Annotated in this window: 10 protein-coding genes and 1 pseudogene; 5 read left to right on the forward strand and 6 right to left on the reverse strand. The window is 47.2% G+C overall.

Annotated features, from left to right (window positions below; all coding sequences use genetic code 11):
• Positions 1-6: 6 nt before the first annotated feature.
• Positions 7-2,288, reverse strand: a pseudogene (gene lptD, locus ELR70_RS10750) (LPS assembly protein LptD).
• 97 nt (positions 2,289-2,385) lie between these two features.
• On the opposite strand from lptD, the gene ELR70_RS10755 reads away from it, so the two are divergent.
• The 3 genes from ELR70_RS10755 to djlA are packed head-to-tail and all read left to right on the forward strand — an operon-like array spanning position 2,386 to position 4,947.
• Entirely contained in the window at positions 2,386-3,414 is a 1,029-nt protein-coding gene (locus ELR70_RS10755) for a phosphotransferase (protein ID WP_054014189.1), read from the forward strand.
• Positions 3,411-4,088, forward strand: coding sequence for an N-acetylmuramate alpha-1-phosphate uridylyltransferase MurU (gene murU, locus ELR70_RS10760; protein WP_054014188.1), 678 nt, complete (start codon positions 3,411-3,413; stop codon positions 4,086-4,088). Before ELR70_RS10755 ends, murU begins: the two co-directional genes overlap by 4 nt.
• Positions 4,078-4,947 (forward strand): co-chaperone DjlA, encoded by an 870-nt coding sequence (djlA, locus tag ELR70_RS10765; RefSeq protein ID WP_054014187.1) that lies wholly within the window; start codon positions 4,078-4,080, stop codon positions 4,945-4,947. Before murU ends, djlA begins: the two co-directional genes overlap by 11 nt.
• Positions 4,948-5,279: 332 nt before the next feature.
• Here djlA and ELR70_RS10770 read toward each other — a convergent pair whose 3' ends face one another.
• Complete coding sequence (locus ELR70_RS10770) at positions 5,280-6,149, reverse strand: DUF3530 family protein (protein ID WP_082353111.1); 870 nt, start codon at positions 6,147-6,149, stop codon at positions 5,280-5,282.
• A gap of 196 nt (positions 6,150-6,345) precedes the next feature.
• Between ELR70_RS10770 and ELR70_RS10775 the strand changes: the two genes are divergently transcribed.
• The gene (locus ELR70_RS10775; RefSeq protein ID WP_082353121.1) at positions 6,346-7,227 is read left to right on the forward strand and encodes a DUF368 domain-containing protein; all 882 of its coding nucleotides are present in this window, start codon (positions 6,346-6,348) and stop codon (positions 7,225-7,227) included.
• A 221-nt stretch (positions 7,228-7,448) separates the two neighbouring features.
• A complete protein-coding gene (nhaD, locus tag ELR70_RS10780; protein ID WP_200908189.1) occupies positions 7,449-8,906 on the forward strand; it encodes a sodium:proton antiporter NhaD in 1,458 nt (485 codons plus the stop codon).
• Here nhaD and ELR70_RS10785 read toward each other — a convergent pair.
• From ELR70_RS10785 to ELR70_RS10800, 4 genes are all read right to left on the reverse strand, one after another.
• Positions 8,886-9,896 carry an ATP-dependent 6-phosphofructokinase gene (locus ELR70_RS10785; RefSeq protein WP_054014185.1) on the reverse strand — a complete coding sequence of 337 codons (1,011 nt, stop codon included), beginning with the start codon at positions 9,894-9,896 and terminating at the stop codon, positions 8,886-8,888. The two genes, nhaD and ELR70_RS10785, sit on opposite strands and share 21 nt — an antisense overlap.
• A gap of 79 nt (positions 9,897-9,975) precedes the next feature.
• A complete protein-coding gene (locus ELR70_RS10790; protein ID WP_054014184.1) occupies positions 9,976-11,811 on the reverse strand; it encodes a choice-of-anchor I family protein in 1,836 nt (611 codons plus the stop codon).
• Positions 11,812-11,951: 140 nt separating this feature from the next.
• Positions 11,952-12,344: an MmcQ/YjbR family DNA-binding protein gene (locus ELR70_RS10795; RefSeq protein ID WP_054014183.1), complete on the reverse strand. Its 393-nt coding sequence runs from the start codon at positions 12,342-12,344 to the stop codon at positions 11,952-11,954.
• Positions 12,345-13,368: 1,024 nt separating this feature from the next.
• A complete protein-coding gene (locus ELR70_RS10800) occupies positions 13,369-15,519 on the reverse strand; it encodes a bifunctional diguanylate cyclase/phosphodiesterase (RefSeq protein WP_200908188.1) in 2,151 nt (716 codons plus the stop codon).
• Positions 15,520-15,598 lie beyond the last annotated feature (79 nt).

A 15,598-nucleotide genomic window follows, 5' to 3' on the forward strand; every position in this document is an offset into this window, starting at 1 on the left:
TTGTTGTTAATTATTTAAAAAGAACGGTCTGCGGTAACCAAAGATACCCGAACGTAGTAACTGGCTAGCATCATATCTTGATTTGCTACCTAACCCTTTTAACACAAAATTGATACCAAAGCTTGTGTCAAAAATAGCGTCATCACGAGATATCGTTTGATTGAGATCCGTTTGTATTTGGCGTTTGCCTGTGATGCGTACAGCCCAGCAGCACGATTCATACTGGAGCCCGGCAAACACTTCAACGCTTCGGCTTGCCGTCAGATCACGGTGATAGCTGGCAACCAGTTGCCAGTTTTCATCTATGGGTAAACTGCTAAACAAGCCGATTTGATCAATTTCATATCCTGAGACATCACTGGCATAGTGATGGTTCAATTGAACTAATTTTTTGTTACTGCCGCGGTAATCCAGTGTCATATGAGACTGGATCAGCTCTTTTTCATCTGCATCGTACTGCAGGCCTGCTGAAAAGTACCATCGACGGTGCCAGTGCAGCATACTTTCCGCTGCAAACAGGGCATTGTAATTCTTACTGCCAAACTCCTGGTTGTCCTGTGTCAGTGCATTCGTTTCCAAAGATTGTTCAGTTGGTTTGGCTGAGTCACTTAGATAGAGGATCTGCCCCATGCTGAAATTGAAACGTTCACTGTTATTACTATCGAACAGTCGCGTGGTTGCTCCGAGGGTAAACTGATTTGCCTGAGCGATAAAGTCGACACCCGAAAAACGTTGTTCACGGAACAGCCCAAAAAAGTCGTCCTGCATTTTGATAGTGTCATACAAAGCGATACCTGACTGATCCTTTTTCGGGGTATACAAATACTGGATTTGTGGTTCCAGAGTTTGGGTGCCCTGTTCAAGAATGAAGTTGGTTTGTCGCTCCAGATTTAGCTGACCATGCAAACGCAGTTTAGGCACAGTACGGGATACCGATTTTTTGTACTGTGATTGCGAGAATGCTTCATCACCATCCTGTTCATAATAGGTGTGCATCAGGCTTAAATTAGAGGCAAATGACCAAGCATAGGCATTGTAGTCATAGGACACATTGGGTTCCAGATGTATGCGGGTTGCATCTGTGACGGTTAATTCATCATTAGTAAAGTGACTAATTTGACCTGTCAGTCCCCAGTTGAACCCCGATAATTGTGTGTGACATTATTAATGGTGAGCTGTGGCAGCACAGCATACGATTCGGTGTGATTACCCAACACCTCAAAGTTCTGCACTTTCAGGTCAATGGCCCAGTCGTCTCCAAGGTAACTGAGTTGCCCGGTACGATATAGTTGGGTGTCTGTCTCATTGGCGTATTCAGAATCTAAATCTGAAATATAGGCGTCATCACTGACATTGGTAATGTCGACACTGGCACGCCAATTTTCGTCAAAATAGCTATTTTGCGTCCAGTTAACCAAGTACCTTTCATCTAGCTGCTTTGCTGAATCATCCTGTTCTAAAAATTCGATGGCAAGCTGGCCCTGATGTTGTCGGGTCAGATAACGAAACTCAGAAATGAGCTGCGTGCCTTTTTTCGACATATACCTGGGCGTTATGGTTGCATCGTAGTTTGGAGCCAGGTTTATGTAGTAGGGGATTGCAACACCCAGGCCGCGTTGACTCGAACTGCTAATAGTCGGGGTTAGTACACCAGACTTTCGGCGATCATCAATAGGGAAAGTGAAATACGGTACATAGACTATTGGCGTGTCCAGTATTTTCAGGATGGTGTTGTGCGTTTCTCCCCAACCACTGTCGCGATTCATAACGATATTGCTGGCTTCGATTGACCAGAAGGGGGTTTCTCCCGGACAGGTGGTAAAGCTGGAATTAAGTAGATCAACCTGGTTGGTGGTGGCATGTAGTTTTTCTGCACTGCCATGGCCGTTTTGCTGAGTCAGCCAGTAATCGGCACCCAGCAGACTGAATTCATATTCTTTTAAATTGGCAAACATGCCAGTACTGTTGACTAAGGTATACTCATCCTGAAAAACCAAAGGTCCGGTAGCATTGAGTAGTCCCTGTTGTTTGTCTATCAGTGCCGCCTGAGCGGATAAGCTCATAACATTGGAGCTGATCACAACGTTTCCGCTAAACTCTGCGCTGTCGACGCCTTGTAGCTCAACATTGTCAGACTGAATGTCGATGGCGCCCCTTGGTAAATCAGCGATGGGTTGCCAGTTTTTAGGCTGAAAGTAGTCTTTACACTGAAGGCCATCAATGTTCGAATTAGCAAAAGTCGCTGTACTGATTAGGGGAAGCACGAAAAGGCCCCAAGCTTTGCTCATTTATCAACCTTGTTTGCCGAAATTCATTTTCAAGCCAGACATAATAAATGAAATGCGTGTTAATTACAGTAGTTAAGAATAGGAAATAGTAAGAAAAATGACCCAAAACCTGTCACCAGAGGGTGTGTCACGAGCACAAGCCAGATCGGCCTTTTTACACAACTATTATAATGCTGTCCCGGAGCAGGTTACTGCCCTCGATGGAGATGCCAGCTTTCGCCGCTATTTTCGTATTATCCATGAAGGTAGCCGGTTAATCTTATTGGATGTGGCTCCTCAGGTGGGAGATGTTCATGCATTTGTTGAATTGAATGAGTGGTTCAGCAAAGGAGCTGTGCGCGTGCCGCAAATCATGGCGGCAGATTGTGCACTTGGGTTTGTGCTGTTAGAAGATTTGGGCACTGAGCATTTGGCAGACAGGCTGGACGCACAGGGTGATGTATTGGAGTACTATGAGACACTGATAGAGATGCTGCCTGACATTGCTCGTCTTCCCAAAAGCCCCCATATGAAGCCTTATGATGCAGCTTTTATTGATATGGAACTGGATATTTTTAGTGAGTGGCTACTTACTCATTGGCTACAGTATGAAATCACCGAAAATTGGCAGCGACAGTGGAGTGCTTTGAAAAAGGCGCTGATCTCAACCATGCTTGAGCAAACTCAGGTCACTATGCATCGAGACTTTCACAGCCGAAACATCATGTGGCATCAGCAACAATGGGTGGTCATAGACTATCAGGATGCTGTGCAGGGGCCGGTTTGCTATGACGTAGTTTCGTTACTCAAAGATTGTTATCACACCTTGGCGGATGCTCAGTTCGAGCACCTGCAACGTCATAGTTTCGATGTACTTAGCAAAGCCGGACTCCTAACCAACAGCAGTTATACAGATTATCAGCAACAGCTGGCGCTGACAGGGTTACAACGACACCTTAAAGCAGCCGGGATATTTGCGCGTCTGTATTTACGAGATGGAAAACCCGGTTATTTACAGAATATTTTGCCGACACTGCAATATATTTATGACGCAGCAAAATGTGTTGATACATTTCAGTGGCTTGCAACCTGTTTGCAATCCGAGATAATACCTTTGACAGAAGCAAAGCTGGAACAACAGACATGAAAGCAATGATTTTGGCTGCGGGCCGGGGCAAGCGTATGATGCCGCTGACGGCATCGATACCAAAGCCGATGTTGGAGGTTGCGGGCAAACCCTTACTGGAATATCACGTGATGCGTCTGGCGCAGGCTGGGATCAGGCGTATTGTGATTAACCTGGCTTGGCAAGGTGACAAGATACGTGAGTATTTTGCTGATGGCAGTGCATATGGTGTATCCATTCAATACTCACAAGAGCCCGAAGGTGGATTGGAAACAGCTGGCGGTATAGTTAGGGCTTTACCACTGTTATGTGAAGACGAAGACACGTTTATCGTGATTAACGGTGATATTTTTACAGATTACGCTGTACATGATTTGTCTCGACTGCATTTATTACCCGGTGAAGCGCATTTGGTGTTAGTGGAAAACCCGCCTCACAACTTACAGGGAGATTTCCCTCTTGCCCACCAGAGCACCAATACACAGGCGTACACGTTTGCAGGAATTGGACTGTATCACAAAGACTTTTTCAGCGCGGTCAATGAACAGTTTTTAGCTCTGGGCCCAATGCTCCGAGAGGGGTTAGCGCAGGGCCAGGTCTCAACAGAGCTCTTCCTGGGGCAGTGGCATGATATAGGTACTCCAGAACGCCTGGCGCAGATCAACAATGCAGTGGAGCAGGCACATGTGGGGTAAGTTATTAGGCACAGGGTTTGGCTTTTTGTTTGGCAAATGGCTGGGTGCGATCCTGGGATTTTATCTGGGGCATTTATTTGACAAGAGCCTCAGGCAAGATTTCGACAAGGTAGGTGGTTTCCAGGGCTTTTTGAATGGTGATGATCTCAGTGAGCGCCAGGCTTTGTTTTTTTCCAGCTGCTTTTCTGTCATGGGACACATTGCTAAATCCAATGGCAGAGTCAGCGAGGTTCATATCCGTGCCGCAACCGCTTTTATGGATGAAATGGCATTGGCAGGCGATGATCGACGTGAGGCACAGCATGCCTTTCGCGCCGGAAAGGACGCTGATTTTTCCATTAAAGACTCAGTTCGAGAAGTCAGAGAAGCCTTTGCCAGACGTTATGACTTGTTGCAGTTGTTCCTGGAAATCCAAATTCAAATGGCTTTTTCTGATGGGCATGTGTCGGAGCAGGAACAGACTCTGTTACGAGAGGTCAGTAAATACCTGGGGATCTCCCAGACTCAGTTTAGCTTTTTGCTCAAACGGTATCAGGCTGAATTTCGGTTTCGACAGCAGCGTGCACAGTGGCAGTCTCAGCAACGTCATAATCAGGGACAGCAAAGACAACAACGCAGCTCTTCCGGTCCAGCTCAGCAGTCGATGGTGTCTCGCAGTGAAGCGCTGGCAGTGTTGGGGTTAAGTGATGGTGCGTCAGAAAAAGAAATCAAGCGTGCCTACCGCAAGTTGATGGCACAGCACCACCCTGACAAACTGGTCTCTCAGGGCTTGCCCGAGCATATGATGGAAGTTGCTAAGCGCAAGAGTCAGAGTATTCAATCTGCTTATGAGCTACTGAAACAAAAACGCAGCAGCTGAGTGTGGGTGTAAGGCGAAAGAGTCAAAGTAGCATTGCCAATCACTGCCTATGAGCTACTGAAACAAAAACGCGGCAGCTGAGTGTGGGTGTAAGGCGAAAGAGTCAAAGTAGCATTGCCAATCACTGCCTATGAGCTACTGAAACAAAAACGCGGCAGCTGAGTGTGGGTGTAAGGCGAAAGAGCCAAAGTAGCATTGCCAATCACTGCCTATGAGCTACTGACACAAAACCGCGGCAGCTGAGTGTGGGTGTAAGGCGAAAGAGCCAAAGTAGCATTGCCAATCACTGCCTATGAGCTACTGAAACAAAAACGCAGCAGCTGAGCATCGGATTAAAGGCGGCGTAAAAACCCTGTTAGCTCTTTGCGTAGCCGTTGATGTTGCATTGGCTGGTGCTGCTGGCCAAACAATTCTCGCTGGCGATAGTCGAGTTTGCTGTTACGTCTGGCCCAGCGCCGACGTTCATCAATGGTATCCAATACTAGTGGACTGTCAAAAGTATAGAATACATCCAGCAGCGCGGGGGCAACCAAAGAAAGGCTGGCTGGTAAATGGCTGTTGCGTTGTGCATTAGCTAGTTGCGCGCTGACTGTGATCAGGGCATCGACACGAATATTGGGCAGGGTCGCCAGATATTCTGCAAAAAGCCCCGCACTGTTACCAAACGCCACAATCGCAATATGCTCTTGCTGACGCAGTGCCAGAGTTTTGTAGAGTGCTTCAAAGCGAGCAACTAACGCAGCTTTGTAACTGTCTAACGCAAATTCGCTGAGTATAGGCAGTACCGTGCTTTTTACCTCATTGGGCTCATCCTCCATAATGCCCTGCGTAATATCATTGCCCTCGGTAAGGTCTGGAACTGGCAGTGTATAAGTATCGTATCCATCGTCCGTGAGCGTCTGGTGTAAGTAACTCAAACCGTTATTGTACAGAGGGCTTTGTTCAAGACCAGGCAGCAACACAATAATACCGCGTTTTGGCGCCGCCATATATTCAGAAAACAACACGGCAATTTCCTGTTCTTCATCTTTGATAGTCAGCAGCTTTTCACTGCTCAACCAGTAGCGCAAGTCGCTGTCAAACACGGATGACTTACTGGGAGGTGGCTGGTGCTCGGCTGCGTTTGAAAACGTGCTGGCAGCACAGATACAAAAGCTTGCTAACAAGCTGATTATGAGTGGCAACAGGGAATGTTTAAACATAGCTTACGTACTTAATGACTCTATTGCGTTTGTATCGGCTATTTGTTGCAAAGCTTGAGTGTAATCTGTTTTCGGCTATGTGCAGCGTCATAAAATTTCGGTAAACTCGTGCCGGAAAAAAACAATGGAGAAGGCTTTGAGCAATAAAACTGATACCAAACGTGATTTTATTTGGTTGTTTTTTAAAGGGGCAGGCATGGGAGCCGCCGATGTCGTGCCTGGTGTGTCTGGCGGAACCATCGCATTTATAACCGGTATTTATGCGCGCTTGCTTGGCGCCATCAAAAGTGTCAACCTGGACGCTATCAAAACGTTACGCTCAGACGGATTGCAGGCAGCATGGCGACATATCGACGGGACCTTCCTACTGGTGTTGTTTGCGGGCCTGCTAACCAGTGCAGCTTCTTTGGCTAAGCTCATTACTTACTTGCTAGAACATCACCAATTATTTGTCTGGTCATTCTTTTTTGGCCTTATCATCGCGTCCTTTATTCATGTTGGTAAGCAAGTTACCCGTTGGGATTGGCGCACGGTAACAGCCTGTATGGCTGGTGCAGCCATTGCGTATGGCATAACTTCTTTGGCGCCCGCGGAAGCGGTGCCACAAACCTGGTACTATTTTGCAGCAGGCGCCATAGCCATTTGTGCGATGATTTTGCCCGGCATTTCAGGGAGTTTTATTCTGCTGCTGCTGGGTATGTATGGTCATGTACTGAGTGCGGTCAATGAGGTTGAGGTACTATTGATTGCCTTGTTCCTGAGTGGGTGTGTGGTTGGTTTGATGGCGTTTTCACGTTTATTATCATGGCTGCTAAGCCGTTTTGAGCAAGTGACGTTTGCACTGCTGTGCGGCTTTTTACTGGGGTCTTTGAACTTACTTTGGCCCTGGAAACAGGTACTGACGACGTATACCAACTCTAAAGGGATTGAAAAACCTTTGACTCAGCAAAATGTACTGCCCGCTGAGTTCGCTCAAATATCAGGCCAGGATCCTTACGTACTGGGGTGTGTGTTGCTCGCCGTTGCCGGCTTAGTGCTGATCCTTGCCATTGAGTGGATCAGTAACCGAGACGCATAGTCGACCTGTTCTTTCGGTCAACTGATAAAATTTCATCATTGTATCATACGGGTGTGTGACGCAGGTCACACACCCGTTTTTTATTGTCTGTCGGGCGTTAATTAATTTAATCATGCGCGAACTATAGACTTGTGTCGAATGCAGGTCGTGTGAAAAATATGCTATCAAGTAGCCGCGCTAAAATTAACCACGTTTTAACCTCGTTTCGGACCTGATAACTAATGAAAAACTCGCTATATGTTCTGCTCGCCTTAGCTACTCTGCTCTGCCATCCTGCAGCCATGTCGGCTGCGGCGAATCATGTTGCAACACCTGTTGATCTTACCTCAGCTTTGCTGGGTTGGTTTTGCATCGCCATTTTTGTATTGGCGTATATCCTAGTCATGCTGGAAGAAAAGCTTCACATGCGTAAGTCTAAGCCTGTACTAGTGGCGGCCGGGTTGATCTGGATGATGATTGGCGGTTACTACGTCATGAATGATATCCCCGAGCTGACAGAGCATGCCTTTCGGCATAATTTACTCGAGTTTTCTGAGCTAATGTTGTTCTTGTTGGTTGCCATGACTTACATCAATGCGATGGAAGAGCGACGACTATTCGATGCCTTGCGCGTATGGATGGTACGTCGGGGGTTTAACTTTCGCACATTATTCTGGCTCAGTGGATTTCTCGCCTTTGTCATTTCCCCGATCGCGGACAACCTGACAACGGCTTTGTTAATGTGTGCGGTGGTGATGAAAGTCGGGCAGGGTGACAAGGAATTTATTAACCTTAGCTGTATTAATATCGTTGTGGCAGCAAATGCGGGGGGCGCTTTCAGTCCGTTTGGAGACATTACCACCTTGATGGTCTGGCAGGCTGGTATTGTCCATTTTGCTGAATTCTTCTCTTTGTTTTTCCCTGCGCTGGCCAATTACCTGGTGCCGGCGGTCATTATGAGTTTGTTTGTGAAAAACAAAAAGCCAGCGGCCAGTGACGAAGTGGTTGAGTTAAAGCGCGGAGCCCGACGAATTATGGTACTTTTCCTGATCACCATTGCCACCGCGGTTTCATGTCACAGTTTGCTACATTTGCCACCTGTGTTGGGCATGATGATGGGGCTGGGATATCTGCAGTTCTTTGGCTACTTTTTGCGGACTACTTTGCCCAACTCACTTGACCGTAAGCGAGCTGAAGCAGAGCAGGCCGGCGATCAGGAACGTCTCAAGGCGCTGGGCAATGTGGTTCCATTCGATGTGTTCGCTAAGGTATCACGGGCAGAATGGGATACCTTGCTGTTTTTCTATGGCATTGTAATGTGTGTTGGAGGACTGGGTTTTCTGGGCTATCTTAGCCTGATGTCGGAGCTGCTCTATGGTGGCTGGTCTGCTACGGCTGCCAATGTCTTCTTAGGTGTTGTGTCTGCGGTCGTCGATAATATCCCGGTGATGTTTGCCGTGTTATCCATGCAGCCTGACATGTCGCATGGTCAGTGGTTACTCATCACGCTAACAGCTGGGGTTGGTGGCAGTTTGCTTTCCATTGGCTCCGCGGCGGGTGTGGCGTTAATGGGACAGGCGCGAGGCTACTATACCTTTTTTGGCCATCTGAAATGGACGCCTGTCATTGCGCTGGGATACGCCGCAAGTATTTTGGTTCATTTGTGGCTCAATGCCGAGCTATTCACTGTGTTTGATTAGATACTCCGTTAAGATATCACTGTGTGCCTCAACCCAGCGGCCGTCAACCGGTTTGGCGGCGCTGACTGAATACGACAGGGGGACTTCCTGGATCTGGTTCCCTTGTTTCCCTATCATGACCCGATCTCGGTTATTGGCGACGGCATCGACTGCCGCTAACCCCAATTCGGTAGCAAGCAACCTGTCTTCAGGGGCAGGGCTGCCACCGCGTTGAATATGACCGAGCACACAGACTGCACTGTCAATACCAGCTTGCTCAGCCAACTGCATTTTCAGGGCATCAGGCCCGCCCGGCCAGAGGTTTTCGGCTAACACTATGACGAAGCTCTCATGGTTGTATTGTTGCTGAATCTGGATTTGAGCAATCAGTTGTGCCAGTTGTGGTGCCGTATTGCTGGGGTCACAATTCTCGAACGACATAATGGCTTCCGCCCCCGTTGCCAGTCCGACATTAAACGCAATATGTCCGCTGTGTCTGCCCATCACTTCTACAATAAATACGCGCTCAAACGCGTTTGCGGTATCGCGGATCTTGTCGATTGCATGAGTGGCAGTTGTGACCGCTGTGGCAAAGCCGATTGTGTTATCTGAGCCTGCCAGGTCGTTATCTATGGTGCCGGGTAGTCCGATTACCAGTCCTTGCCAGTGTGCTTTAATCGCTTCGAGCCCACGGAAGGAGCCATCTCCACCAATCACTATCAGCGCATCAATTTGGTGTTTGCGGAGTGTATTGGCCGCTTGTTTTGGGCCATCTGGGGTGCACATAGCGGGGCAGCGTGCACTTTTTAACAAAGTACCGCCAAACTGCAGGATGTTGCTAACATCGCGATGTGTCAGGGCTTGCCACTCATCGTTTAGTAAGCCATTGTAACCATGGAAAAAGCCGATGCACTCATATTGATGGTGTTGACAACTATGCACGATAGCACGGACAGCGGCGTTCATGCCGGGGGCATCGCCGCCACTGGTGAGTAACGCAATTTTGGTCATTAAGATCCCTGTACTGTGACTGAACTATACACATAGATTAATGTACAGCACAGTGCAGCCACAGTACAAGATAAGGCATTTATTTCTGGGTGAGTGACCAGATGGCAATGCTGCCAGATATTTCATTACCCACAACCAGTAAAGGGGTATTGGTTGGGCTGTGATCAGCACTGACAAAGATCATGCCTTCTGGTGCCAGATCACCGGTAATGTCGGCACCTTCTTCCAGTCCCCGATTGATCAGGTAGGTGGTAAAGGTGACATTAAACGGATTGGTGATGTCATAGACTAAAATACTGCCCATACGCTCTAATCCAACAAAGGCATAAGTGCGTTCACCTATTTGTCCCAAAGCCAGTGCTTCAGGCTCTGCGCCTTTAGCATCTGAGCGAGTGTCACCTTCATTGGTATCTTCATCGTTATTAAACTGCTCACCGTGTAATGCCGTGGTAATGCGTACAATTTCGTCTCCCGAGTCAAATACGCGTGTACCACGATGATCCCAGATTGAGAAAGAGCGTGCGCCGTACGTATACAAGCGTTCATACTGACCATCACTATCTTCATCGCCCATTACTGTTGTCACTTTCAGACGGCCCAGGTCATCGTTGTCGTTGTTTACGTCGGTAAAGTTCGCAGCCAATGTCAGGTCTTTGGCGCGAATTTCATCTGTGTAAGCCAGACAGCCATCATCTTCATCAAAATCCAGTCCACCGTTGGCTGTACACTCAGCTTCACTGGCAGCCGGGAAGAAGTATTCTCGTCCATCCCCTTCGTTTGCCGTCACGATGAAGTTGGCACCCAGCCATTGGTAGGCGGCGATGGAGTCCGGCTGGTACATACCATATAAGCCTGGATATTTGCGCAGGTTAATACCACCGTCTTTATCCGATGCATCCATGCTCCAGTTACCCCAGTCTTTATAACCTAACCCCTTTATAGTAAGTGAGTTATCACTTAGGTCGACAATGGCGAGCGCATTGTTTTCTTGTAGCGAGACATAGGCATAACGGTTATCTTTGCTGACGGTGACATACTCTGGCTCGAGGTCCATCGCGACACTGGTGTTGATTTGTTGTCCTTTGATGGTGCGTCCGGTTGGGTTGGCGAAGACCACGCCTTGCGCCTGTAACTGAGCTTGCTGGTCATTAAACGCTTCGAAACCCAGTAGTGTGGCCTGATCGGCAACCTGACCGTCAGTAATGTCAATAATGGCGATACTGCCTTGCGGGTCCACACTGTAATCTCCAGCGGGCTCACCTTCGTTTGCGACGAGTATTTTGCTGCCATCCTGATTGAAGGTAACCATATCTGGCAGATAACCAACTTCAACGGTCTTCAGCAATTGTGGTTGCTCAGAAGCGATATTATAGACCAGAACAAACCCTGTTTGTCCGGTGGCGCGAGCCATCGCAATGGCGAGCATATCACCATGGATTGCCAGACTGTTGGCATCTGCGGCGACGACTTCATTAACTGCGATTGTCTGAGCGACATTCAGGTTGGTGTTTGTGACGACACCTTCATTGTTCTTAATAAGCTTTGCTGCATCAATTTGTGTGGTCGGGATCACCGCGATTTGCGGGCTATCGCCAGAGCTGTCCAGGGCAAAGATGCGTTGGCTGGGGGCATGATAGGCAACTATTTCAGCTGCACCTTCTGGGCTTTCTACATTGAGTACAGCACGACCAACTAACTGAGCTGACAGCGTACCAGTCATGGTTACGCCAGTCTCTCCTTGCTGACCCTGAGTACCGGTTTCGCCTTGTGGGCCTTTTTCTCCGGTCTCTCCTGTTTTACCGGCTTCGCCTTGTACACCTTGTTCGCCTTGCTTTCCTGCTTGTCCGTCATCGCCATCCAGGCTACATCCGCTTAGCAAGCCAAGCAGCGTTAAAGAGATCAGTGTTTTTTTCATTGTCTTTATTCTGAGTTGAGAAAATCACTGTAATTAAATCAGGGATAATTGACATCAGAATGACAATGGTGTGATTTTGGGGAAGGGAAACAAAATGGCCCTCGCACTAAGTACGAGGGAAGCCAATCAAGACAGTCTCGTTAGGAGTTTGTGAGACGGTCTAGCTCTGCGCGCTGTGCGCTGGGTAAGTTATCAACCACAATCTGATATGAATCATCAATCATGCGTTTGATCTCTTCTTCCGGGATGCTGCCATCAAGTACGATGGTGTTCCATAATCGTTTATTCATGTGATAACCAGGTACGATTGATGCGTATTTGTCTCGCAACAATAGCGCTTCATCTGGATCACACTTTAGGTTAAGCCACCAAACTGGCTCACCATTCTCACCCATTTGACCCTCTTTCCCTTCATATAAGGTGGCAAACATCTTGTGCTGCACCTTGTAAACGTCCACGTCCTGTGCAAACGGTTTTGTGATAAAGGTCCCAGGCTTAGCCTGTAAATACTCATGTACGAATTTCTGATCCATAGCCCGTGTCCTTGAAATAACAAATTAAATTAACACAACATGGGGCTGATTTTAGCAGCTTTTGTGAGATTTCTGTAATTAGGAATAAGTAAAAACTATCAGTCAGTTAAGACCAAATAAGAATATACCTGAATAACCTTATCTAAGCTGCGCAACAATATCAGTATATTTCACTCTATCGAGAAAAATACGTCTTAAACCGCACAGAGGTTAACCAGTCCATTTATCTTTACAGTTCCAATTTCAAATCTGCTCAAGGAGAAATTTTCTCCCGCTCTTTGACTGCTAACCACACCATGACCAAAATGACAAATGCCCACTTCATTGAACATTCAACCGGTTGTATGAGAGAAAACCCTCTTTGAAACACAGTGAAAGTGCAATCAAATTGGCACGTATAAGCTTCCAATCCCGTTCGGCTTAACCTAAGTGTAGGAAAATCAAACCGGATCGCCAGCGAAAGTGACAGGTCATCAGGTTTGTCTATTACCTGACGTGCCACCTGGTACGACTTATATCCGTGTCGCAGCAAATAATACCTTTTTAAAATAATAAGTTAGCAATTATTTGCGAGTTTAGGGGCGTGTTGTTACATGCACCTAAGTTAGAAACCATGCGTTTCTGGGGACGTATTAAATTAAATAATGCAATATTTTGCAACAATTTCGATGTTTTTGCGTGTTTTTTAAACTTAAGATACACTGCGCGGGAAATAAATTACCCATTTACTTAACGTGGAACGCTGTGCTTCATGGATTTGCTATGGAATCACAGTGTCGGGAGGCTGTGTGCTGGTGTTGTATCCTTTATTTATGTGTCTTGGGGCACTGCTGATGTTTAATGAATTGCGTTGTACCGGGGTCACGAGGCGCTCCTGGGTATTTCTGGCTGCATGTGCGGGCCCCGTGGTATGGATCCTATTTCGCACTCACTATCGCCTTACATGGCTCAGACAAGTTGGAAGTATATATGCAGTGTTAAGAGCCTGAGTCGACTAAGTGTGCGATACAAGCCATTTGAGGGGCTAGTTGACCAGTTGCAGAGTGGGCTTATCGGCGAGCTGGGATTTAAGAAATTGCTCAAATTCTGGTGCTGATAAAGGCTTAGCATAATAGTAGCCCTGAATGGTCTGACAATTGAGGCGCTGCAACTGTTGCAGTTGTTGTTCATGTTCAACACCTTCGGCGACCACATGCAGGCCCAGATTGTGGGCAATGGTAACAATCGAGTCGACCATGTTGCAGCCACGCTCAGTGTTCATATCATCGACAAAGGCTTTGTCGACTTTCAGAGTATTAAGTGGAAACTGTTTCAGATAAGCTAAAGAGGAATAGCCTGTGCCAAAGTCGTCCATCGCCAGGTGTATGCCACGTGAACTCAATGAGCGCATAATTGAAATTGCTTCTTGTGGATCGTCCATAACCGTGCCTTCGGTAATTTCTAGCTCAAGGAAATATGAAGGAAGTTGATTCTTTTGCAAGATGAGATCTATGCGTGCGGTCAGGTCAGGCAAACTAAACTGTCTGGCGGATAAATTGACAGCAACACGGCCATTAAACAATCCCTGATCTACCCAGCGTTTGACATCTTTACAGGCCTTGTCCAGCACCACTTCGCCAATCTCGACAATTTGCCCCGTTTCCTCGGCAATAGGAATGAATAAACCCGGACTGATCACACCTTTTTTAGGGGTAATGAAGCGCACCAATGCCTCCATGCCCACGAGTGCCCCGGTTGCAATGTCCATTTTGGGCTGGTAATACACCACAAAATGGTCCTCTTTTAATCCAAAGCGCATCAGGTTCTCTATTTGCAGACGCTTAACGGCCTGTTCGTTCATGGAATCATTAAAGAACAGATAGTGATTGCCTTTTTGCTTGGCATGGTACATGGCTGTATCAGCATTTTTCAGCAAGATTTCCGGTGTGCTGCCATCTTCGGGAAACAACACAATGCCAACAGAAGAGGTGATCACCAGCTCATGATTCGCCATTTTAAATGGTGTTGCAATGACCGCGAGAAACTGTTTCGCGGCTTTAGTGATGGTATGAATATCGTTCGTGCCCGACATTACCAGGGCAAACTCATCGCCGCCCAGACGATAAAACGTATCTTGTTGACGGCACAGTTTATTGAGTCGCATGGCGAGCTTGGCAAGCAAGCTGTCTCCCAGCTGGTGGCCAAGAGAGTCGTTTATCTTCTTAAAGTTATCCAGGTCAAACACCAGCAGGGCGTGGTCGCGTTTCTGATCAACCAGTTTCTTAAGGTTGGTGAAAAATAAGTTCCTGTTTGGCAGTCCAGTGGTGCGATCCCGGTTAGACAGGTTATGCAGCTGTGATTCAGCTTTCTTACGTTCAGTTAAGTCTGAAAACACAACAACGTAATTGGTAATGTGGCCGTGGTTATTTTTAATCTCGTCAATGGATATTTCAATCGGCAGCATAGTACCAGTCTGGTCGTAGAGCTTAAGTTCTTCCTGCCAGTGTTCGCTCTTTTTTAGAGCCGCTTTTATCTGGCTGATAAACTGGCCGTCGTAACCGGGCAATTTAAATTCGGTATTTATGTATTGTTCACGAACACCACCAAACACCCGGATGTAGCTTGGGTTCAAATCAACCAGGCGGAAGTGATGATCGTAGATGGCAATCGCATCGGTCAGAGACTCGACGCATTTGGCAAACAGGTTTAGTCGTTCTTCTGTGCTCTTTAGGTGGTTTATGTCGCGAATTGTACCCGTCATACGCAGCGGGTTTAAGTTGTCATCTTTTTCAATGATTTTGCCTTTATCCAGTACCCAGTGATACTGATCCAGGCTGTTTCTGACTCGGTAAGTGGCTTCAAAAAACGCCGTTTTTTCAGCAAAATGTAGCTTAAGTTGTTTTTCTACCAGAGGCAGGTCGAGAGGGTGTATCAGGCTGGCGTTTGGAATGAAGTTTTTACCTGTTGCGGTATCCATCATGAATTTGTCATTGATACGCACAATTTCACCGCTGTTGATGTTCCAGTCCCAAAGTGTGTCGCCGCTGCCTTCTACAGTACTTTTCAGGCGTTGCTCTGAATGTTTAAGCGCACTGAGGGAGCGTTTTGCTTTGCGATTTACAATCACCAGATAGCACAAGGTGACCGCGGTGATGAGTCCCACCACAATCGTTAGTGTCATCTGTGAATTTTGCATTACCTCCAAAGACACGGGCGCACTCACAGTCGGCCAGGTCTGAAGCAACAAAATAGATGTAATTGTTTTTATAATTGTT

Source organism: Pseudoalteromonas sp. R3 (assembly GCF_004014715.1).
Lineage (GTDB): Bacteria > Pseudomonadota > Gammaproteobacteria > Enterobacterales > Alteromonadaceae > Pseudoalteromonas.

Excerpts from the sequence above, each read along its gene's own strand:
- ELR70_RS10795 (WP_054014183.1), bottom strand. The coding sequence starts at position 12,344 with ATGGATCAGAAATTCGTACATGAGTATTTACAGGCTAAGCCTGGGACC.
- ELR70_RS10790 (WP_054014184.1), bottom strand. The coding sequence starts at position 11,811 with ATGAAAAAAACACTGATCTCTTTAACGCTGCTTGGCTTGCTAAGCGGA.
- ELR70_RS10770 (WP_082353111.1), bottom strand. The coding sequence starts at position 6,149 with ATGTTTAAACATTCCCTGTTGCCACTCATAATCAGCTTGTTAGCAAGC.
- ELR70_RS10785 (WP_054014185.1), bottom strand. The coding sequence starts at position 9,896 with ATGACCAAAATTGCGTTACTCACCAGTGGCGGCGATGCCCCCGGCATG.
- ELR70_RS10800 (WP_200908188.1), bottom strand. The coding sequence starts at position 15,519 with ATGCAAAATTCACAGATGACACTAACGATTGTGGTGGGACTCATCACC.
- djlA (WP_054014187.1), top strand. The coding sequence starts at position 4,078 with ATGTGGGGTAAGTTATTAGGCACAGGGTTTGGCTTTTTGTTTGGCAAA.
- murU (WP_054014188.1), top strand. The coding sequence starts at position 3,411 with ATGAAAGCAATGATTTTGGCTGCGGGCCGGGGCAAGCGTATGATGCCG.
- ELR70_RS10755 (WP_054014189.1), top strand. The coding sequence starts at position 2,386 with ATGACCCAAAACCTGTCACCAGAGGGTGTGTCACGAGCACAAGCCAGA.
- nhaD (WP_200908189.1), top strand. The coding sequence starts at position 7,449 with ATGAAAAACTCGCTATATGTTCTGCTCGCCTTAGCTACTCTGCTCTGC.
- ELR70_RS10775 (WP_082353121.1), top strand. The coding sequence starts at position 6,346 with ATGGGAGCCGCCGATGTCGTGCCTGGTGTGTCTGGCGGAACCATCGCA.